This window comes from Sphingobacterium alimentarium, assembly GCF_004342685.1.
Classification (GTDB): domain Bacteria; phylum Bacteroidota; class Bacteroidia; order Sphingobacteriales; family Sphingobacteriaceae; genus Sphingobacterium; species Sphingobacterium alimentarium.
Genome location: NZ_SMBZ01000012.1, coordinates 23,579 through 45,902, shown reverse-complemented (window position 1 = coordinate 45,902; position 22,324 = coordinate 23,579). Strand labels below are relative to the sequence as shown.

Here is a 22,324-nt window from a genome sequence, read left to right as displayed (position 1 = left end):
CCTTAACTTTCACTATGAGCAAAATAAGAGTAGGCATAATCGGTTCGGCAGGATATACGGGAGGCGAATTATTACGTATTTTGATATTTCATCCATCGGTAGAAATTGTATTTGCTAATTCGGCTTCGAATGCTGGAAATAAATTATATGCCGTACACAATGATTTATTTGGTGATACAGAATTAGAATTCTCATCAGATTTTCATTCCAATATTGATGTGTTGTTTTTGTGTGTGGGACACGGTGACGCACGCAAATTTTTGGAATCTAATCCAATTGATTCTGCGGTAAAGATTATAGACTTATCACAAGACTATCGACTTCGTGCCAATACAACCTATCAAGGGCAAGAATTTGTGTATGGATTACCGGAATTAAATCGCGAAGCGATCAAAACAGCGCATTACATAGCTAATCCGGGTTGTTTTGCAACGAATATTCAATTAGCCTTGTTACCATTAGCGTCGAAAGGTTTGTTGCCAGATCAGATTCATATCAATGCGACGACGGGTTCTACGGGGGCTGGACAAAAGCCCGGTGCAACTACACATTTCTCTTGGCGTAATAATAACTTGTCAGCTTACAAATCGTTTGAACATCAGCATTTACAAGAAATTTCCGAATCTCTAGATCAATTGCAAGATGGATTTCTACCTCATTCAGACCAATCCTTGTTAGAGCGGGCAGCAGAGAAGATCAATTTTGTGCCACAAAGAGGGGATTTTACAAGAGGTATATTTTCTTCCATTTATGTAGATTCTGATCTTACGGAAGAAGAAGCTTATGAATTGTATAATTCGTATTATGCCTCTCATCCTTTTACGTTGGTTTCTAAAGCTAATATAGATTTAAAACAGGTCGTAAATACGAACAAATCCATTATTCATTTAGAAAAACACGGTAATAAACTGTTAATTCTCAATGCTACCGATAATTTATTGAAAGGAGCTTCGGGGCAAGCGGTTCAGAATATGAATTTGATGTTTGGTTTGGAAGAAAGAGCAGGGTTAAATTTAAAATCCGTAGGATTTTAATCCATAAAAGATTTATATTTTTGTAAAGCCATCATATCCTGATGGCTTTATTATTTTCTATGGTATTCGATTCACAAAATATTTCCAAAATCAATTTCAAGAATGAAATTTTAGCAGGCTTGACGGTGTCCATGACTATGATTCCGGAGTCATTGTCATTTGCAATTCTGGCGGGGCTTACACCATTAATGGGCTTATATGCTGCATTTTTGATGGGGATCGTAACAGCGATATTGGGCGGAAGACCGGGATTGGTGTCTGGTGGGGCGGGAGCAACAATAGTTGTCCTGATGGCTTTGATTGTATCGCATGGCGTAGAGTATTTGCTAGCTACCGTTATATTGGCAGGGTTGATTCAAATTCTTGTAGGCCTCTTCAAGCTAGGCAAATTCGTGAGACTGATACCTCAGCCTGTTATGTATGGCTTTCTCAATGGCTTGGCTATCATTATCTTCATGGCTCAGGTGCAACAGTTTAAAGTCGTAGAAAATGGCATATCTTCTTGGATGACCGGGACAAATCTGTACATCATGGGAGGTCTTACTTTATTGACCATTCTTGTTGTATTGGGATTTTCTCGATTAACTAAGGCTATACCGGCATCCTTGGTCGCTATTATTCTTACATCTGCTCTGGTCTTTTTCTTTCACATTGATACCAAAAAAGTGCTGGACATCGCATCTGTTAGTGGCTCTCTGCCTACTTTTCATATTCCTATGGTTCCTGTGAATTGGGAAACATTGGAAATTGTATTTCCGTATGCTCTGATTATGGCAGGAGTAGGGCTGGTCGAGTCGCTGCTGACGCTTAGTATGGTGGATGAAATTACCAATACCAAAGGAAATTCCAACCGTGAAGCAATGGCACAAGGCACAGCCAATATGGTAAATGGTTTTTTTGGTGGAATGGGCGGCTGTGCGATGGTGGCTCAAACATTGGTCAACCTGGATGCGGGCGCGCGTACAAGAATAGCGGCGGCCGTAGGTGCGTTGGGTATTTTGGTAGTTATTCTTTTAGGAGGTCCTGTGATTGAGCAGATCCCCATGGCGGCCTTGGTAGGGGTGATGATGATGGTTTCAATAGGGACATTTCAATGGGCATCGCTAAAAGTTCTCAATAAGATGCCTAAATCAGATATTTTCGTAGGAATATTGGTCGCTGCTATCACAGTTTTTCTTCACAATCTAGCATTAGCTGTTTTGATTGGTGTTGTAGTTTCTGCTTTAGTTTTTGCGTGGGATAATGCCAAGCGTATTCGGGCCCGCAAATCTGTTGATGAATTTGGAAATAAGGTTTATGAAATATATGGTCCGTTGTTTTTCGGGTCGACCTCTAATTTTATAGACAAATTCGATATTCAAGAGGATCCTGACCTTGTTATTGTCGATTTCAAAGAATCTCGGGTAGTGGATATGTCGGCTATCGAAGTTTTAAATAAGCTTACTGAAAAGTATGCTAAAGTCAATAAGAAAGTTGTCCTAAGACATTTAAGCAAAGACAGTATTAGTCTTTTAGAAAATGCTAAAGGAATTATTGAAGTGAATATCGAAGAAGATCCGACGTATAAAGTAATGCCTTAAATTAGGACTAATATACTTTAGGTTTTTCTAACAAATCTGTCACGTATCCAAGGATTTCGATTTCGCTGTCGCCATCTTCTAACATAGAAAAGGTCAGATAGGCTGCATAAATTTCGGCACTGAATACGACATGTTTATCACTGATGATTTCATCTACAACATGTTCGTACACATGAATGCCTATATGCGTGAGTTCATTATGTAAATTGGTGGAAATGGTATTGTGGCTTTCTCCTGAAGCGAACCCAACAATTATATGAAGAATTATCTTATCATAAATTTTGGAATCAGAAAAATACTGTAAATACTCTTCGTAATTAAAACGTTGTTTAGCACTATTGACTATTTTGTCCCAAATCAGGAATTCTGTTTTAGTTTGCATAGTAGAGCGTGTTTATAAGTGGTTATATAAATATAAGGAAAAGATTTTTAATATCCCTAACTATTTTCCTGCGTCTTGTTGATTGTCAATATGTAAGCTTTAAGCTTTTGGATTACAAATAGCAGATAATTTGTATTTTAGAATTCTAAAATATGACTATGGAAATAAGCTTGAATGGGAAAAACTCGTTAGTTGGAGGAAGCACCTCCGGTATAGGAAAAGCAATCGCACTGCAATTAGCCAACTGTGGCGCCAATGTAACATTGGTCGGTAGGAATGAGGAGAAACTTCAAGAGACTTTAAAAGAGCTGCGTACAGATGTGGACCAACATCATACCTATATCGTAACTGATTATTTGGATCATGTAAAATATGTAAGCCACATGGATGAATATTTTGAAAAATATGCCGTAGATATTTTGGTCAATAATACGCAAGGTCCTAATCCTGGTACTATCTTACAACTGACCAAAGCAGATTATCAGCAAGCCTTTAATCTCTTGTTTCAAAATGCCGTATATACAACTAATCTTGCGCTTGCTAAGATGCGAGAAAATGGTGGGGGTCGGATTATAAATGTTTCTTCAATGACTGTGAAGGAACCACAAAACAATTTGGTCCTATCCAATACAATGCGTACAGCTTTGGTATCTTGGTCCAAATCCTTAGCCAATGAAGTAGCTAAAGATGATATTACTGTTAATTCTATTTTGACAGGTTATTTTGAAACGGAACGATTGACTTCGTTGATGGATAATCAAGCATCAAAAGAAGGAAATTCTTTTGATGAGGTACGTGCTAATCGTATACAATCCGTACCTGCTAAGCGCCTGGGTGATCCCAAAGAATATGGTTATTTGGTGGCATTTTTGGCTTCGGAATACGCGTCTTTCTTAACGGGAGCAAGTATTCCTTTAGATGGTGGAATCGCAAAGAGTTTATTTTAAATAAAAAAGGCTCCCAACTACGGAGGGCACTGAAAAACTATCCACTAAAAAAGGGCTTATGAATTTTTATACTCATAAGCCCTTATCCTTTGTTTATTTGAATGCATTTAGCAACAACTCTTCAAATATGAGATTCTCAGTGGGTTAAATATGGGCTTTTTCACTTTTTTTGATACTCAAATTTTTGAAGAGGACTTTTTCAGTGCCCTCCAACTACGGGAACCTTTTATCTATTCGTTATTGATCCCACCATAATTTGGTGTCTAGAGAGACTTCTGCTGGTACATTGTTACCATTCTCTGCACGCTCTGAAGATGGATAAGCTAGTCGTCGAATAAAAGTGGACAACTTAGCATTCACCGGCATCTTAAAATCTTTGATTTTGTAATCAAATCTTCTTAGATCATTCCAGGCTTCTGGATTTAAATAGGTAATGATATATTTCTCTCTAAATATATCATTCAGCTGTAGATTGCCTTCTCCTACGGCCACTGAAGGACGCGCGATGTAATCATTGAGTTCTGATGTACTAACTCCAATTTTATTGAAATTGGCACGTATACCCGCCAAATAAGCTTGGTAAGCTCTAGGTCTGTTATTCGCTCTTAATGCTGCTTCCGCCTCCAGCATTTTTATCTCCGCAAAAGAAATGATGGTGACTGCCGAGGTATCTGCGGTTAAGGTCGACTTTCTGCTGATGTAACTCTCATCCTTTGCCGAATTCGAACCAATATTTCCTTGGCCATTGACAGTACCTATATAAACGTTTCCGACTTGCGCTTTTTCCGTGATGAATTTGATGCGCGGATCCTCGAAGCCAAATTTAGTCCCATTCAGATGATTTATAAAATTGGCGGAAAGCCAGCCATCAAGTAATAGATTTTCATTATTACGTGCTACTTGTGCCCACGGATTGATTCCATTAAAAACACGCATCCCGGCATCATCTCCATTGGACTGATACGATTTGTCTATGGCACTGAGCACAGTTGCTGCGTTGTAAGCCGGTTTTTTACTTATTTTATTTAATAATCTCGCTTGCAGGGCATAACCTGTTTTTATCCATTTTTGGACATTATTGCCATGAATTAGGTCTGCATTTTGGCCCAATGTGGCTGAAGCGGATTGTTGTAGATTGGCAATTCCTTCGTCTATCAAATTTTTCTGTGCTTCAAAAAGTTCTTCTTCGGAATCAAACTTTGGTTGTAAAGTATTTACCTTCAGAAATGCTTCGGAATAGGGCGCTGATCCCCATAAATCAGCTACTAATCCCAATTGATAGGCCATTAATAGCTTTCCAATCCCCAAATGATGCTGTGCTCCCTCTGCTTCGGATTTGGTAATTAAATCTTGGAGATCCGACAAGGCGTAGTATAGTGCATCCCAAGTAGAAGCATTGTTCGTAGGTTCGTAATTATCGGTGGCACTTCCCGGAGTTGGACTCGCCGTATACTGACAATAATTGGAAATAATATAGGCGACATTATAACTATTGAGAGCGGCTTTGTGTGTTGCCGTTGTCAACATGCCGTTGATGTTCGGGTTATTCACTAAAGATGGATTATCCGTGACCTCAAAATAATCGCCACAACTTGTATTTAGACTTAGCATAGCTAAGGACATATATACCAAATTCTTAATTTTGTACGTTTTCATAATCTTAAAGGTTAGAAGCCTACATTAATATTAAATAAGAAACTTCGGACAGCCGGGTAAGTCATACCGGCGAAAGCTTCGATGTTCGAACCGCTATTGGTTGTCGTGCTTTCGGGATCGAGTCCAGAGTATTTGGTCCAGAGTGCTAAATTATTTCCTGTGAATCCGATAGAAGCATTTTTTACTACGTTGCCTGCACCTAACCATTTTTTCGGTAAATTGTAGTTGATGGACACCGAACGTAATCTTACCCATGATGCATCTTCGACAAAATATTCGGAGGCTCCGCGGTAATAGTCTCTATAATACCCATTGCCGTAGTTCACTCCATTTACAGGATCTACTCCCTGACCTAACCACACCTCTTTGGTGTTGGCTGTGCCATCCGCCAATACACCTTCGAAAACACGATAATCATTGCGATCCAATGTATATTTAGGGTATGCAAAAGAGGCCAAGTGATTATCCAACTTGTTGTATCGATCTTGTCCAATGCGTGCGTCAATAAGCATATTAAGGGTTATATTTTTATACGTAAACGTATTATTCCATCCGGCAATCCAATCCGGCTGCACATTACCTAGTTTTTTCTTATTGTTGGCATTGTCTAAGACTGGAAACCCATTGGCACTAATAAGTAAGGGACGATTAGGATCGATTTCGGTGGTTTGGTCTAGTCCTTGAGCGATTTCTTCCGGCGAATAATATCTTCTCCACGCCCTACCATAAAGTATTCCATAGGATTCTCCTGGAATTAATTTCATCTGCACATTACTACTTAAATAGCCACTTTCTTCAGCCACCAAAATTTCGTCCAGTCCCTCATATAAAGAAAGTACCTTATTTCTATTTAGCGAAAAATTGAAGGTGGTATTCCATGATATTCCTTCTCTCCGTAGAGGTGTGGCATCAATGGCTAATTCAAAGCCTCGATTGCGTATGTCTCCCGCATTAATAGCAGCAGTTACATATCCTGTCGTAGAAGTAACAGGCGTCCTTATAATTTGGTCTTTACTTGTAGATTGGTATACGGTCGCATCAATACCTAATCTATTTTGGAAAAATTTTAATTCTAGACCAGCTTCATAAGCTTCCGTAAATTCAGGTCTTAACTCGGGGTCGCCTAATAAACTGGCGCGCGTGAAGCCCGTGTATCCTACAGGCAAATTTTGGTAGATGGCAGAACCCACACTTGTGGAGTAGGCCAAGGCATCTTTACCAATTTTTGCAAAAGATCCTCTAAGTTTACCATAGCTTAATGCACCCTCGGTATCTAAATGTTCACTGAAAATCCACGATGCCGTTGCCGATGGATAGAAGAATGAATTATTAGGTTTTAGCAAGGAGGATGTCACATCATTTCTTCCAGTAATATTAAAGAATAAATAATTCTTATAATTTAAGGCTAACTCACCAAAAAAACCCATAAGGCGATATTTCTCCCCTCCGGACCAAGCGCTTACGATTTTTGCATTACTTAAATTATACCAATTGTAAATCGTTAAGTCTCCACCTTCTGTATTTTCATTTACGATATCTCTATCGTATAAATCATGTCCCAGCCTTAATGTTGCTGTAAAATCATCATTAAACTGTTTGGTGATGTTTGCTATAAATGTGCTGTTGATAGCACGAAATTTTGTGTCATATACACCAATCAAACCTCTACCGGGTGCGGCCGTCACGCCATTATTACTCAATTCATATTCTCCAGGCAAGCCTTGCATACCTGGTGCTTTTGCCGTGCGGTTATCTCTATACATATCCAATCCCAAACGATAATTAAAATCTAACCAACTTAATGGTTTGTAAGAAGCGTTAAATGACCCAACCATGCGCAAGACATCATCTCTGAATTGGTTGGATAATGATTGTGCGATGGGATTTACGTTGTCATTGGAATATCCGCCTACCGTGCCATCAGGTTTGAAAATGTCTTGACGCACATCATGACGATGTGACCAATACACCAACTGTTCCATATATCTTGCTGCGCGTCCTCTTAGTCCTCCCGAATTATTGACCGCCATACTCGCGCCAAAATTCACTTTCTCACTGGCTTTGAAATTAGTGTTGATACGTCCGGAATAATTTTTAAAGTCCGTGCCGGGCATAATTCCTTTGGAACTAAACTGGGCTAGGGAAGCAAGAAAATTAGCTTTATCATTACCTCCTGACAGACTTAAGCTGTTTTTGAACTGATTTCCGGTGTCAAAAGCCTCCCTAAAGTGATTTTTCAACTTGTCTGGATGGGTGGGGTCTAATTTTTTAGCTTCTTCTATAGTAGGTCCGAAAGCAGGCCAAAAAGATTGTGGATCATATTCGTAGGCCCATCCTTGGGTATATACATCTTGGAGTTCGGGAAATTTATTGGCATTTTCAAAACCTGCTAACCCCGAATAATTAATTCTAATGTCTCCAGCTTTACCTGATTTGGTCGTGATGACTACAACACCATTGGCTCCTCGAAGACCATATAACGCGGTAGCAGCACCACCTTTCAGGATATTTATCGATTCTATGTCATCCGGATTAATATCTGCAGCACGGTTACTTATCCCTCTCTCTGTAGCTCTATTGCCGGTGGTGGAAGTGGAGTTGTCCATAAGAACACCATCGATAACAAATAATGGGCTATTATCTCGATTAGGATCTGCAGAATTGATACCTCTAATTTGGATGTTGGCACCTTGTCCGGGTGCACCTCCGGTGCTTGAAATGGTCACACCTGCTACTTTTCCTTGTAAGGCATTCACCACGTTGCTCTGTTTGTTCGCTGTCAGATTTTCGGCGCTAACTTTTTGTGCAGCATATCCCAACGAGCGCTCGGAGCGTTCAATACCTAAGGCTGTTACTACCACTTCATCGATCTCTTGATCGTTGGTAGATAACATAATGTTAATGGTTTTGCGACCTGCTACAGCTAGTTCTTGGCTTTGGTAGCCCACAGACGAGATGATGAGTGTAGCATTTTGGTTGGCATTGATGGTGAATAATCCATTTTGATTGGATGTAGCAGCGATGTTGGTACCTTTTACGGTGATGGTAACTCCTGCTAGCGGGGTCCCACTACTGTCCGTAACTTTACCTGCAATAGGAATTTGTTGTGCATTGAGGACTTGCATACCATACGCAAGTACACATGAAAGTGTTAGTATAGCGCTTTTCATACATTTGGGGTTTAGTTGGTTGCCGAGTTTATTTTAAAAGAATTAATAAACTCTAAATATTTATTAACTAAATATAATAATTAAATGGTAGATATGTTTACAAAAAGAATTTATAATTGAAAAGAGAGGTTTGAGGTGATGAAAATTTGAAAATTAAATTCATCTGTAGAATAAGCTACGGATATTCAATAAAAAAGGCTCCCATTGGGGAGCCTTCTTGTATGTTAGTTGTTGTAACCTGGATTTTGCTGCTTCGCAATCTCCGAGTTCGCGTTTATTTCCGCTAGTGGAATTGGTAAAATGGTTTTGAAGAAAGATCTGTCAATTGTTTTTTGACGGTGAATAGTGGATATACTTCCTAAATCATCATCAAAGGTGATGGATTTATTCCAGCGCATCATGTCAAAAAATCTATGGCCTTCGCCAATCAACTCTTTGGATCTTTCGTCCGCAATCATATCCAAATTTATTGTTGCTGTTGTTGCTGCCGCCAAATTAGGAGATCGCTTTCGAATAGCGTTCAAATAAGTAGTGGCTTTAGTAAGATTCGGAGACGCTTGACGTAAAGCAGATTCTGCTGCAATTAAATAGACTTCTGATAATCGGATAACTTTGATATTTACAGCCGTTGTATTGCCTTTGCCATCACCTTTACCTGTATTAGCAGATACATCGGTACTACCTGAATATTTGTATAATGATCCCAAACGTGTATTGGATACTTCGTCGTAGGACATGATAGCTTTTCGTACGTCGTCTGGATCTTGTGCTAGACGATTGATAAAAGCAGTACTAGCTGTAAAATATCCCGCAGCGATGGTTGTGTTAGGATGTCCTCTTCTTCTATAATATGCACCTAAAGAGGAGTTGCCCAAATCACCTTCACCCGGTAATACAGCTAATTCAAAAATAGATTCCGAGCTGAATTGCGTAGACCAAGATGTCAGCCACGAATTATTCCCAGTATTATTATATAATTCGTATTGAGTAGCACCAATCACTTCTTCGGCAGCAGTTAATGCATTTGTAAAATCTTCTTGGTATAGATAGACTCTGGCTTGCACTGCTTTATTTGCATAATAGTTGATGAAACCATTGCTTTTAGCCTTATTAAGTAACGGTTCAGCAGCTTTCAAATCTTGGAGTATTTGTTTGTAGTTATCTTCTACAGTATTGCGAACAGGTTTGGCGTGAAACTCTAACGAAGCTATAGTCATAGGCACACCTAATGCGGTTTTATTCTCATTATAAGGCTCGCCATACATGCGCACAAGGTCAAAGTAAATCATCGCCCTTGCGGTCAAAGCTTGGCCTATATAAGAGTCAAAATTTTCGGTAGAACCATTTGCTTTTATCTTTTCAATTTGTTCTAGAAGATTGTTGATCTGCGCTATACAATAATACCCTTGTGTCCATACGGATGAATAATTGTTGGCATTGGTGCTGTGATTGAATACATACAAGTAGTCATACCCTCTACCTTGGGATACAATCGTGAAATCCCCACCTTTTACATCACCATAAAGGGGGAAATTACGGCCGTAATAGCTGCCACTTGCCATATTACTCATTAATCCCCTAATAACCACCAAGGCATCTGCAGCTGTAGCAATAGAGCTAGATGCGTCAGCAGCGTGAGTCGGTTTTACGTCCAGAAAATTGCTACATGATGTAGATACAGCAGTTGCAGCAAAAAGACAAGACGCTAATATAATTTTTTTCATTATCTCAATTCTATGATGTTAAAAACTAAAGTCAATACCAAATGTGTAAATCTTCGAAAGCGGTGTTTCCCAACCTCGCGTGCTGAATTGATTCACTTCTGGATCTGCATTTTTGAACTTACTGAAAGTCAATAGGTTGGTTCCGTTGAAATATACTCTGGCATTGCTCACTCTAATAGATCTTAAGAATTCCGTTGGAACCGTGTAGGCAAGAGAAATGTTTTTAAGTCTGATAAAGCTTGCATCGTACAGGTGTCTGCTACTGCGTTGGTTGACATCCTCTAAATCACGGCCTGAAACCATTGGTAATGGACCTGCAGTATTGTTTGGACTCCATGTTTCATCAGCAAAGATTTGTGAGTGCATACGTTCCCAATAGTAACCGTCATCCGCTACATCTTTGTTAGCCGAATCATAAAGTTTTCCTCCGATTCTGTAATTGAAGTTCAATCCCAAAGAGAATTTCTTGTAATCCAAATTCGAGTTAATACCACCATATAATTTTGGAATACCACTTCCTATAATCACACGGTTTGCTTTGGTGTAATCATACGTAGCGCCTTTTCCATTGAACATAAAGTCGCCATCTTGATTGTTATTATCGTTGACGAACCACACATTTCTTCCGTTGGTGAGGTCTGTGCCCGCCCATTCTAAGCCATAGAATGAAAGATAAGATTCACCTTCTTGATAAATGTATGTTGCTCTACCATCGCCGCCAGTAGGGTCGGACCAAATGATATTTTCCTTATTGTTTAATTTTACAATTTTAGAATTCGTGGTAGCCGCGTTCACACTCAATGTCCAATTCCAGTCTTCCGATTTGATGATATCAGATCCCAAAGTGATTTCTACACCTTTGTTATTGATTTGACCAATGTTTTGAACTGTCGAACTGAAGCCTGTCACCGTAGACTGCGGAACATTCTGGATTAAGTCTTTAGAATCACGGTTGAAATATTCTAATGTACCAAACAACTTGTTTTTAAATAATCCAAATTCTAACGCTACTGTGGTGTTGTAGTTGGTTTCCCAAGTAAGATTAGGGTTAGCAGAATTCGCTAAGCTTCCTCCTGGATTTTCCATATACTTACTTCCGTAAGTAATCAATTCTCTCCATGCATTGTTCTCGTTTGGCAGGGTACCATTGATACCGTATGAAGCCCTTAGGCGTAAAGCATCGATTGCAGGAACATTAGCAATAAAACTTTCTTTACCTATATTCCATGCACCACCAACAGACCAAAAATTACCCCATCTTACAGCAGGTCCCAATTTGGATGAACCATCACGACGGAAGGATGCCGAAGCAAAATATTTTTCATCAAAATTGTATTCAGCACGCGAAAGACCGGATAAGATTGTATTACCCCAGCTATATGCTTGAGATTCTAATTTACCCGCTGTTGCTACGGTGTGCAATGTCGAATTTGGTAAATCACGACCTGTTGCACGAACAAAATCGGTGTTGTTTTTTTCAGCTTCCCAGCCCACCAATAGTCCTATATTGTGTAGGTCAACGGATTTGGTATAGTTTGCTGTTGTCGATGATACTAACTTACGGTAGTTGGTCACCATTTCATGGACAACACCTTTGTCGGTAGCTCCTGTATAATGATTCGCACTATAGTAAAGATGATCTTTAGAATTTGTCTCGTCGAATGAGAATATCGTCTTTACGGATAATTCAGGTAATAGTTTGAGTAATAGGGAAGGAGTTGCTGAAATTCTTCTTGTGCCGGTTCCATTTTCCCACTCGTTGTTGTAATACGGTACGTTTTGGGCATAACTTGCATACCTATTCGTCCATGTATCACCTGTTTTGTAATCCGTAGGCCAATACAAAGGCCATAAAAGGTTGCTTACTTGGTAAAGGTAGTTTGTCGAGGTATTTCTAGTATCATTGACACCCGATAGATTCGTGTTTGCTAATGAAAGATTTGCCCCAAACTCTAATAATGATCCTATTTTCTGTGTTAGATTGATACGTCCATTAAATCTTTCGTAATCATTTAAAACAGATCTTCCTTTGTCAGAAGTATAGCCTAATGATGAGAAATAATTGGTTGTCTCTGTCGCACCACTCACCGAAAGGTCATTTACATTGTACTTTCCAGTCCTAAATAGTACATCATTCCAATCAAAATATTTACCATCTCTATTCTCAACCCCATCGGTCTTGCCTTTGATCGTCACATTCTCAAACATGGAAGTACCTTCGGTCGAAAATTCGTAGCCATGCATACCAAAACCATACGAAGTCACTGGATTACCGTATGAAGCTCCCGGTGACCAGTTGCGCGAGTTTAGACGCATCAATGTTTGTTCATTCGCTTGCTCAGGGGTACGACCTGCGGCGATACGCGAATCATAGAGTAGACTATATAATATGTTGACTTGCTCCTGTACGCTGGCTGGTTTATAATTGTCCGTAGCCCAAGAAGGACTCAGTGCCAGAGAACTTTTGAAATTAATTTTAGCTGCGCCGGTTTTACCTTTTTTAGTGGTGATGATCACAACACCATTGGCTGCGCGAGATCCATACAAAGATGAAGCTGCAGCATCCTTCAATACCGTGATTGACTCGATATCATTGGGATTTAATGTGCTCATCACATTGTTGGTATTGTATGTGTAGCCCGACATTTGAGATACATCGCCCGACACTACAGGTACACCATCGATAACGTAAAGCGGTTCATTGGATGCATTCATAGAGCCAATACCGCGTATACGTATAGAAGATGTTGATCCAGCTTGTCCAGAAGTAGAAGTGACATTCATACCCGCTACTTTGCCACGCAACGCATCTTCAAATGAAGTGGTAGGAACATCTTTAATCTCATCGGATTTCACAGTAGCTGCTGAACCAGTAAACGTACTTCTTTTGGCTGTACCGTAGGCTACTACGATAACTTCGTCCAGTTCTTCATCGCCGGAGGATAAGGTTACGTTGATGGTTTTGCGACCAGATACTGTAATCTCTTGCGAAATATAGCCCACTGAGGAAATTATCAAAGTCGCATTCTGATCTGCATTTATGCTGAATAAACCGCTGGAATTTGTCGATGCAGCTACATTGGTGCCTTTTACACTGATGGTCACACCCGCCAAAGGGGCGCCATTTTGATCCGTAACTTTACCTGCAATAGGTATTTGTTGCGCATTCACAACTTGCATTCCCCCGCAAGCCGCTAAGCACATCATGGTAAGGATAGGATGTTTCATAGAATTTAGTTTGAATATTAGTTAGTATTATACACTATAATGATATTATTTTTTTTTTATTATTCCAATGCCTGGGCGATTTGGTAATATACATTGGCCATCTTCTACGCGCATTCCATCATATATATCATTACCTATTAATAATGCGCCGTCCAAATCCGCCCAATCTACTAAAGGAGCTAAATGAGCAGCAGCAGAAATAGCACATGAGGTTTCGGTCATACAGCCTAACATAACCTTCATATCTAAGGATCGTGCTAGTTCGGCCATTTGCTTTGCCTCACGCATACCCGTACATTTCATCAACTTAATATTGATTCCGGTATAGACCCCTTGCAATTTGGGAACATCCAGCAGACGTTGGCAGCCTTCATCGGCAATCGTAGGAATAGGAGAGTGTGCTGTCAGCCACGCATTTTCATCGATCATTTCTTTAGGCATCGGTTGCTCTAAGAATACGACATTCCTTTCGTGTAACCAATGCGCCATTTCTAAGGCTTCTTCCTTATTTTTCCATCCTTGGTTTACATCTGCACACAAAGGCACATCCGTCACCGAGCGGATGGTTTCGATTATCATCTTATCGGTGTCCAATCCCAATTTGACCTTTAAAATTTTGAATTGGTCCGCTTCCATCACCTTCTTACGAACCATGTCTTCGCTGTCGATGCCAATGGTATAGGATGTCGGCGGGATTAAATCTGGATTAAGCCCCCAGATTTTGTAAAACGGCTGATTCATAATTTTCCCCAATAAATCATGCAATGCAATATCTACAGCCGCTTTTGCTGCGGTATTTTTTGCTGCTATCTGATCTACGTAGCCCAATATCTCGGCGGTTTGGAAAGGGGAGTCAAATCCAGATAAGTCCAACTGACTTAAAAATTTTGTCACGCTTTCTTGTGATTCTCCAAGGTATGGAGGCATACTCGCTTCACCATATCCAATGATACCATCATATTCCAGCTCTGTCAATACAACCGGAGTTGTCGTGCGACTAAAAGAAGCGACAGTAAAGACATGACGCATTTCTAAAGTATAAGGTTTGAAGCGGAGCGTAAATTTGCCCATCCTTCGCGTTTCCCAGCTGCTCATTATTATCTATTTTGTATACGATTTGTTTTCTTTGATTGGTTGGATTTGTGGATCTGACGCGCCTATATATCTCCTTGCTGATACCACTGTACGAGTTTGAAAATCGTCATACTTAGGCGAATCTTTGAGCATAGAATTGATACGCACTCTGCCTGCAGAATGTATAAATTCGCCATTTCCTAAATATAGAGCCACGTGTGTGATACGTGCATTAGGATTAGAATTTTTACCTGAAGCAAAAAATAAAAGATCAGCAGCCTTAAGATTGTTTAAAGCTAACTCCAGGTCAAATTCTCCGTCTTTTCCCAATATTTCAATCGGCTCACCAGCTAATACTTGTTGCGAAGCGTCGCGTGGAATGACATAACCATTCATATAGAATGCTGTTTTGGTGAAGCCACTGCAGTCCACACCTTTTACCGATGTACCGCCCCATAGATAAGGTAATCCGAGCATCGATAAGGCACTATTCAATACGTTTTCGGGAGTCAGATTACGCGTAGCCAACCAATCATCAAAGGATTTGGCTTCTTCTTTTAAGATATACGCCGTACGACCGTCGGGATATTTTACCTGATGAAATTTTCCATCCGTTTTTTGAAGTGCTAATATATTTCCATACACCAAATCCGAAACACGCAAGCTATTTAGATTTGCTTCAGAGTATGATCTACCGAACTCATTGGTATAAATCACTTTTGGCATTTCTTTCCAAGCTTTTAGTTCGGCGTCATTCATTTCGGCTACGGATGCAGTAGGAATCCATGCAATATAACCTTCGGGAGTACGTACGCGATATTCTCCACGGGCTTTTTGAAGGATGTCTACCTGTGTACCCATCAATATCTGAGTTGCCATTTCTTCACTATGTCCTGGTTTGGTACGTAGATTGGCTACCGATAGGATAATGATGCCGTGCGTTTTCTCAGCTACAGTGCTATCTGGTAAAAGTCTATATTGAATATTGGAATTAAAGTTTTGTAGTTCTTGGCGTAAGAAAGGAATGACTTCTTTTTCCGTCGTTTGAATGGTATACTTGTTGTTTTTTACGTCCGCAGTCACCAGTTCCAATAACTTGGTGCGTTTGTCAGGTGCAAATTTTGGCTTACCGGCATCTATTGCTTTCACAATAGATTTATACATCGTCGAATCTACCTGTGCAGTAGCCATATTGACGCTACCCCAAAAAAAGGCTAGCGGTAAATAGAAATAACTGAGTTTTTTCATCATAAAATTTAATTGTCAGTGCATAAATTTAATATAAAGAATGCAAAAAATGGCATTCATATGTGTGATTTGTTAAATGTTTTAGCGTTTTTTGTAACATAGTTGATAAAATAACGAATAAACTTATGAAAGCAACATTTGGTGGAGGTTGTTTCTGGTGTACGGAAATAATATTTTTAAATACAGAAGGTGTAAATTCGGTATTGCCGGGTTATATGGGGGGCAAAAGAGAGCATCCTACTTACGAGCAAGTATGTTCGGGAGCTACGGGGCACGTGGAGGTCGTTCATCTGGATTTTGATGAGAGCAAGGTCTCTTTCGCAGACTTATTGGCTGTATTTTTCAAGACGCATGATCCGACGACATTAAATCGTCAGGGGGAAGATGTGGGAACGCAATATCGTTCGGTGGTATTCTACCACAATGATGAACAGCGCGAGTTCACAGAGCAGTTTATCCAAGGCTTGGAGGAAGCTCGTGTTTATGCTGATCCGATTGTGACAGCTGTAGAGGAAGCAGAGACGTTTTGGCCGGCCGAGGATTATCATGTAAATTATTTCAATCGTAATCCTGAAAATCCATTTTGTGCCGCAGTGATAGCACCGAAATTGACTAAATACCTAAAAACTCTCCAAAAATAAAACAAAAAAGGCTTGAAATTTCAAGCCTTTTTTGTTAGAATAATCCCATTTGCCCATCTTCACTTATTTGGATGTCGTCGGGGTTAGTAATTTCCAATGATATATTATCTGTTGCTGCGGCCTCTTCCTGTGGAGCCGTCTCTTCCTTTGCTGGAATGGCCAAATCCACCTCTTCTGTTATCGCCGTCACCTTCTGCACATTGTGGAAGGATAAACGATTGCCTTGAGCTTTAATTTTTTTGACGTCAATCAATTCTTTTAATGGTTGATCTACAATTTCCTCAACCTGTGATTTGCCTTTCAATTGCTTGATTTTAACAATTGGATTGAGATTATTGGTCAATAAGATCAATTTAGACCCTGGTTCATCATTGATAATGGATAAACGCTTGCCCAAAGGAATATCATCAAATACAAAGCGTTTTACATAATAAGCACCAGATTTACCATCTTGATGTACAGCTGTGTATACGTGATTAGGCAAGTGTTTTTCGATACGGATCATCTTTTCATCGAAGTGATTGCTCAGATCGAAATTGGACAACTCGTACGTACCATCTTTAAATACCATCAGTATTTTGTCGTCCCCGTCAAATTCGCCTAAAAATTTACCACGCTCATCTGCATTGAGTCTTTTTAGGATATCATCATACCATATTTTTCGACCTGCAAGCGTGGATACGCCCGCGCTTTTGAATGTGATTTTCTTTACAGGAAATTTGGATACCAAATTACCCATCGAGCCTTTACCTTTGATTGCTATTTCGGCAAAATCAAGATCGAATGTTAGTTTGCGCAATTTGGTGTGTGGTTTCAACTGTACGTTTACCACTTCAGCCTCACCATTAGGGTTGGCCGTGAAGTATAGTATTTTGGAACCTTTTGTTTCTTTTGTTACGTCGTAATCTTTTTCACGTGTAACACCCGTTACGGCAAAGCGTTTGACATAGGTATTGCCATTCGTACCATCGCGGTAGATGGCATTGTAAATGGTGCGTTCGTCACCTTTTTTGAATACCGCCACATGGATGATGTCTTTGCCTACGAATACTTTGTCCTGCACTTTTACTACACTGTATTTTCCGTCTTCACGGAATACGATGATGTCGTCAATGTCCGAACAATCCGTTACAAATTCATCTTTCTTCATGCCCGTACCGATAAATCCTTCGGCGCGATTGACATACAGTTTTGCATTGGCTAAGGCAACCTGGGATGCTTCTACTTTGTCGAATACACGAAGCTCGGTTTTACGTTCGCGGCCTTTGCTGTATTTATTGCGTAGGTACTCAAACCATTCTATCGCGTATTCTGTAAGATGCTTTAAGTTTTTCTTAACTTCTTTGATCTCATCATTCAGCGCCTTCATCTGCTCATCCGCCTTTTTCACATCAAATCGGGTGATGCTACTCATCGGTTTGTCGATTAGCTTTTTGTAATCTTCCGGCAGAATTTCTCTGTAGAATTGTTCGAAGAATGGTTCAAACAAATTATTCAGCACCTGTACTACTGTATCAAAATCACCGGCATTTTCATAATTCGGGTGCTTGTACATCCCTTCTTGGATGAAAATTTTCAGTAGGGTGTTGAAGAATATTTTCTCTTGAAGCTCGTTGAGACGAATCTCCAATTCTCTTTTCAAGAGTTCTTTGGTTTGTAATGTGTTTTCGGTCAAGATATCATTGACACTCATAAAATGAGGTTTGTCATCCTTGATCACACAGGTGTTGGGCGAAATGGAAGATTCACAGGATGTGAAAGCATATAATGCATCAATGGTCACATCAGGCGAAATACCAGGAGCAAGATGTATCATGATTTCTACATCTTTGGCGGTATTGTCTTCGATTTTTTTGATTTTGATTTTACCCTTATCGTTTGCTGAGACGATACTTTCAATCAAGCTACCGGTGGTAGTGCCGAATGGAATCTCGGTAATAGCGAGCGTTTTTTTATCTCGTTCTTCAATCTTAGCACGCACACGGATTTTACCACCACGCTGACCTTCATTGTAGTTAGAGATATCCGCATATCCTCCTGTCGGAAAGTCGGGGTAAATATTTGGTCGTTCGCCTTTCAGTACTTGTATCGAGCCATCAATTAATTCGGTAAAGTTGTGCGGCATGATCTTCGTCGCCAAACCTACAGCAATACCTTCAGCTCCTTGCGCTAATAGCAAAGGGAATTTTACTGGTAAGGTAATAGGTTCTTTATTACGTCCATCGTAACTCAATTGCCATTCGGTAGTATCCGGGTTGAATACGACATCGTTAGCAAATTTTGATAGACGGCCTTCGATATAACGTGAAGCCGCAGCCGAGTCACCGGTGACTGGATCACCCCAGTTACCCTGACAATCGATTAACAAGTCTTTTTGTCCTAATTGTACGATCGCATCACCAATAGAAGCATCACCGTGTGGGTGATATTGCATTGTGTGCCCCACGACGTTCGCTATTTTGTTGAATCTGCCATCATCTTTCTCTTTGAAAGAATGCAGAATTCGGCGTTGTACAGGTTTGAAACCATCGTTAATATGCGGTACCGCACGATCTAAAATTACATAAGAGGCATAGTCTAAAAACCAATTTTCGTACAATCCCGAGAGGGGAGTTGTATTGCTCGCATGTTCGCTTTCTGGTGTTAAATTATGATCTTGACTATTATCTTCAGGATTAATCGTTTCGTCAATCATTTAATTTTTATTTGATTGTTATACGGATTCAAGTTTTTGAATTTGGTAAAATTACAAATTTCTATCTAATGGAACTTATTTAAAAGGAATAATAAAATCTGACTTAATCTCTTGTAAAGTCAAAAAGTACAGAAAAATGACGATTTATAGTTTTCAAACTGATGATAAGGTATTAATTTTGTAGTTACATCTAGGAATACAATTAAGTAAAAAGTGGAAGTAGGTTACTTTTATAAATACTTATTCATATGGCAAAACGAAATTACGTATCGAATTCTACCGAAAGTACACGTATGTTCAAGAATGATTTTCTTGAGTCTTTAACCAAAGTTCATTATTCGGTTCCTTTAATTTTTTGGATTCCCGTTATCCTATATTTTATTCGGAAAGCCTATGTCGCGGGGGAGATGAGTGCTTCAGCCGTTTTTGGGTATTTTATGTTTGGGTTGGCCTTTTGGACTTTAGCGGAATATGTATTACACCGATGGGTGTTCCACTTCCACCCGAAGAGTGAATGGGGACAGCGTATTCACTTTATTTTTCATGGTGTACATCACGATTACCCAAAGGATCGCTTACGTCTGGTGATGCCTTTGTCAGCAAGTATTCCGATGGCTACGATTATTTACTTTTTGTTTTATTTATTTTTCTCGGAATATACTTTGGCGGGCTTCTTTGCTGGTTTTTTATTTGGCTATTTAATCTATGACGAATGCCATTATGCGATGCACCACGCGAATTTCAAATCGGGATTATTTAAGAAAATAAAAGATCATCATATGCTTCACCATTATTCTGATCCGGAAAAAGGATTTGGTGTAAGTTCAGCTATTTGGGATAAGGTTTTTGGTTCGGGATTCGCGAACAAGAATAAAAAATAAAAGCAATCAATTCTGATTGCTTTTATTTTTTTAGGGGTGCTTAAAATTTCATTTTCTGAATACGTACTGCATTCAAAATGGCGAGTAGCGATACGCCAACATCTGCAAAAACTGCTTCCCACATCGTAGCTAATCCACCTGCACCCAGCAGGAGGACAATAGCTTTGACTACGAATGCTAAAGTGATATTTTGCCAAACGATTTGTTTTGTTTTCTTACCAATTCGGATGGCTATAGGCAATTTGGAAGGTTTATCATCTTGAATGATGACATCCGCTGTTGCGATCGTGGCATCTGAGCCCAATCCTCCCATAGCGATACCCACATCGCTTAGCGCCACGGCAGGTGCATCATTCACGCCATCACCGACGAAGGCTACAGATTGATTCTTTTGTTTGATCGCTTTGACCTTATTGACTTTGTCTTCGGGCAATAAGTTGCCGTAATAGTTTTTGATGCCCAATTGATCTGCAACATGCGCCACTACAGTGTCTTTGTCTCCACTCAACATCGTAGTTTGGACCTGAAGTCGATTTAGTTCATTGATAGTTTGCTGAGCGTCCGCCTTGATTTGGTCGGCAATAGTTATATAACCAATGTATTCCTGATCATAAGCTATGGCCAGGGTCGTATAGACAATAGTTGTAGGGTCTGTATCGTAAGGGATGCCAAATTTGTCTAACAGTTTGAAATTCCCAACCAGCAATTCTTTGCCTTCAATGGTCGATTGAAGTCCATGGCCTGGAATCTCTTCCGTATTCACCAAGCGAATATAGGGGTCTACCTCGCCTACATAATCATGTATAGCTGTCGCAATAGGATGGGTGCTTTGACTTTCTACTGCATTGACGTATTGTAGCATCAAATTGCTGTCAATGTCTGTTTTAAAATTGACCTCCTGAACCTTGAAAACTCCTTCTGTCATGGTTCCTGTTTTGTCCATGACGATGTGTTGAATATTGGCAATCGTATCGAGATAATTCGAGCCTTTGAACAAAATACCGTTTTTGCTCGCCGCACCTATTCCTCCAAAATACCCCAGTGGAATCGAAATGACCAAAGCACAGGGACACGAGATTACTAGAAATATCAAGGCTCTGTACAGCCATTCGTTAAATATATAGTTGCTGACAAATAAGGCTGGCAATAAACAAATACAGATCGCTAAAAGGACGACAATGGGTGTGTAGACCTTAGCGAATTTTCGAATAAAAAGTTCGGTTGGCGCCTTTTGTGAAGAGGCATTTTGTACGAGCTCTAAGATTTTACTCAATTTGCTATCGGCGTAGGCTGTAGTCACGCGTATATGTGTTACGGTATTGAGGTTAATCATCCCGGCGAGAACAGACTCTCCCTTATCTTTGGTGTCCGGTTTGCTTTCTCCCGTCAATGCCGAAGTATTAAAGATCGCTTTTTCAGAAACCAATTCGCCATCTAATCCCAATTTTTCCCCGGGTTTGAGTTGAATAATATCTCCAATATTAGCCTGCATGGCCGGAATGACAATGGATTGGCCATTTTGCAAAATAGTGACTTCATCCGGACGTTGGTCTAATAGCGATTGAATATTTCTTTTTGCACGTGACACGGCCATACTTTGAAAAACTTCTCCTACAGAATAAAACAGCATGACGGCTACGGCTTCAGGATACTCTTCAATGAAAAATGCACCCACTGTCGCAATAGTCATCAACAGGAATTCGGAAAATATATCGCCTTTGGTGATGCTCACAAAAGCATCTTTAATGACAGGAAAGCCTACAATGCCATAGGCCGTCACGTACCATAAAAAACGGACAGTGCCGCTAAACCATTCTTGTGGCCACCAATTGTCAAAAGTGATAGCAGTAAGCAAAAGCAGAAGAGATAGCAGTGATGGTAAGAACATACGCCATATGCTACCACTGACGGCGTGGCTATGGTTGTGTCCATCGTCATCATCGTGCGTATGCGTATGTTCTGAATGTTCTTGAGTATGGCGGTGCTGGCCTATTGGTGTAGGTGTGGAGCAGCAGTTTTCTTCCGTGTCGCTATATGTTTTCTGTGATGCCATGTGTCTGTTTT

At 40.0% G+C, this 22,324-nt stretch carries 14 protein-coding genes; 5 read left to right on the top strand and 9 right to left on the bottom strand.

Features of this window, described 5'->3' with window-relative positions:
* Positions 1-14: 14 nt before the first annotated feature.
* On the top strand, positions 15-1,034 hold the full coding sequence (gene argC / locus EDC17_RS06295; protein WP_132777296.1) for an N-acetyl-gamma-glutamyl-phosphate reductase: 1,020 nt from the start codon (positions 15-17) through the stop codon (positions 1,032-1,034).
* A gap of 41 nt (positions 1,035-1,075) precedes the next feature.
* Positions 1,076-2,614: a SulP family inorganic anion transporter gene (locus EDC17_RS06290; RefSeq protein ID WP_207895704.1), complete on the top strand. Its 1,539-nt coding sequence runs from the start codon at positions 1,076-1,078 to the stop codon at positions 2,612-2,614.
* Positions 2,615-2,621: 7 nt separating this feature from the next.
* Here EDC17_RS06290 and EDC17_RS06285 read toward each other — a convergent pair whose 3' ends face one another.
* The gene (locus EDC17_RS06285) at positions 2,622-2,996 is read right to left on the bottom strand and encodes a hypothetical protein (protein WP_132777295.1); all 375 of its coding nucleotides are present in this window, start codon (positions 2,994-2,996) and stop codon (positions 2,622-2,624) included.
* Positions 2,997-3,154: 158 nt separating this feature from the next.
* Here EDC17_RS06285 and EDC17_RS06280 point away from each other — a divergent pair, with 158 nt between their 5' ends.
* Positions 3,155-3,943: an SDR family oxidoreductase gene (locus EDC17_RS06280; protein ID WP_132777294.1), complete on the top strand. Its 789-nt coding sequence runs from the start codon at positions 3,155-3,157 to the stop codon at positions 3,941-3,943.
* A gap of 237 nt (positions 3,944-4,180) precedes the next feature.
* Here EDC17_RS06280 and EDC17_RS06275 read toward each other — a convergent pair whose 3' ends face one another.
* The 6 genes from EDC17_RS06275 to EDC17_RS06250 all read right to left on the bottom strand — a co-directional run bounded on the left by EDC17_RS06275 (position 4,181) and on the right by EDC17_RS06250 (position 16,046).
* Positions 4,181-5,599 (bottom strand): SusD/RagB family nutrient-binding outer membrane lipoprotein, encoded by a 1,419-nt coding sequence (locus EDC17_RS06275; RefSeq protein ID WP_132777293.1) that lies wholly within the window; start codon positions 5,597-5,599, stop codon positions 4,181-4,183.
* Positions 5,600-5,610: 11 nt separating this feature from the next.
* The gene (locus tag EDC17_RS06270; RefSeq protein ID WP_132777292.1) at positions 5,611-8,769 is read right to left on the bottom strand and encodes a SusC/RagA family TonB-linked outer membrane protein; all 3,159 of its coding nucleotides are present in this window, start codon (positions 8,767-8,769) and stop codon (positions 5,611-5,613) included.
* A 224-nt stretch (positions 8,770-8,993) separates the two neighbouring features.
* Positions 8,994-10,493, bottom strand: a complete 1,500-nt coding sequence (locus tag EDC17_RS06265) for a RagB/SusD family nutrient uptake outer membrane protein (RefSeq protein ID WP_132777291.1) — start codon at positions 10,491-10,493, stop codon at positions 8,994-8,996.
* Between the two features lie 18 nt (positions 10,494-10,511).
* Positions 10,512-13,721: a SusC/RagA family TonB-linked outer membrane protein gene (locus tag EDC17_RS06260; RefSeq protein ID WP_132777290.1), complete on the bottom strand. Its 3,210-nt coding sequence runs from the start codon at positions 13,719-13,721 to the stop codon at positions 10,512-10,514.
* 45 nt (positions 13,722-13,766) lie between these two features.
* Entirely contained in the window at positions 13,767-14,816 is a 1,050-nt protein-coding gene (locus EDC17_RS06255) for a dipeptide epimerase (protein ID WP_132777289.1), read from the bottom strand.
* 6 nt (positions 14,817-14,822) lie between these two features.
* Positions 14,823-16,046 (bottom strand): C40 family peptidase, encoded by a 1,224-nt coding sequence (locus EDC17_RS06250; RefSeq protein WP_132777288.1) that lies wholly within the window; start codon positions 16,044-16,046, stop codon positions 14,823-14,825.
* Positions 16,047-16,168: 122 nt separating this feature from the next.
* On the opposite strand from EDC17_RS06250, the gene msrA reads away from it, so the two are divergent.
* The gene (gene msrA / locus EDC17_RS06245; protein WP_132777287.1) at positions 16,169-16,684 is read left to right on the top strand and encodes a peptide-methionine (S)-S-oxide reductase MsrA; all 516 of its coding nucleotides are present in this window, start codon (positions 16,169-16,171) and stop codon (positions 16,682-16,684) included.
* A gap of 34 nt (positions 16,685-16,718) precedes the next feature.
* Here the strand turns inward: msrA and EDC17_RS06240 are convergent, their stop codons facing one another.
* On the bottom strand, positions 16,719-19,379 hold the full coding sequence (locus EDC17_RS06240; protein ID WP_132777286.1) for a DNA gyrase/topoisomerase IV subunit A: 2,661 nt from the start codon (positions 19,377-19,379) through the stop codon (positions 16,719-16,721).
* Positions 19,380-19,627: 248 nt separating this feature from the next.
* On the opposite strand from EDC17_RS06240, the gene EDC17_RS06235 reads away from it, so the two are divergent.
* Positions 19,628-20,260, top strand: coding sequence for a sterol desaturase family protein (locus EDC17_RS06235; RefSeq protein ID WP_243646061.1), 633 nt, complete (start codon positions 19,628-19,630; stop codon positions 20,258-20,260).
* A 40-nt stretch (positions 20,261-20,300) separates the two neighbouring features.
* Here EDC17_RS06235 and EDC17_RS06230 read toward each other — a convergent pair whose 3' ends face one another.
* On the bottom strand, positions 20,301-22,313 hold the full coding sequence (locus EDC17_RS06230) for a heavy metal translocating P-type ATPase (protein ID WP_132777285.1): 2,013 nt from the start codon (positions 22,311-22,313) through the stop codon (positions 20,301-20,303).
* Positions 22,314-22,324 lie beyond the last annotated feature (11 nt).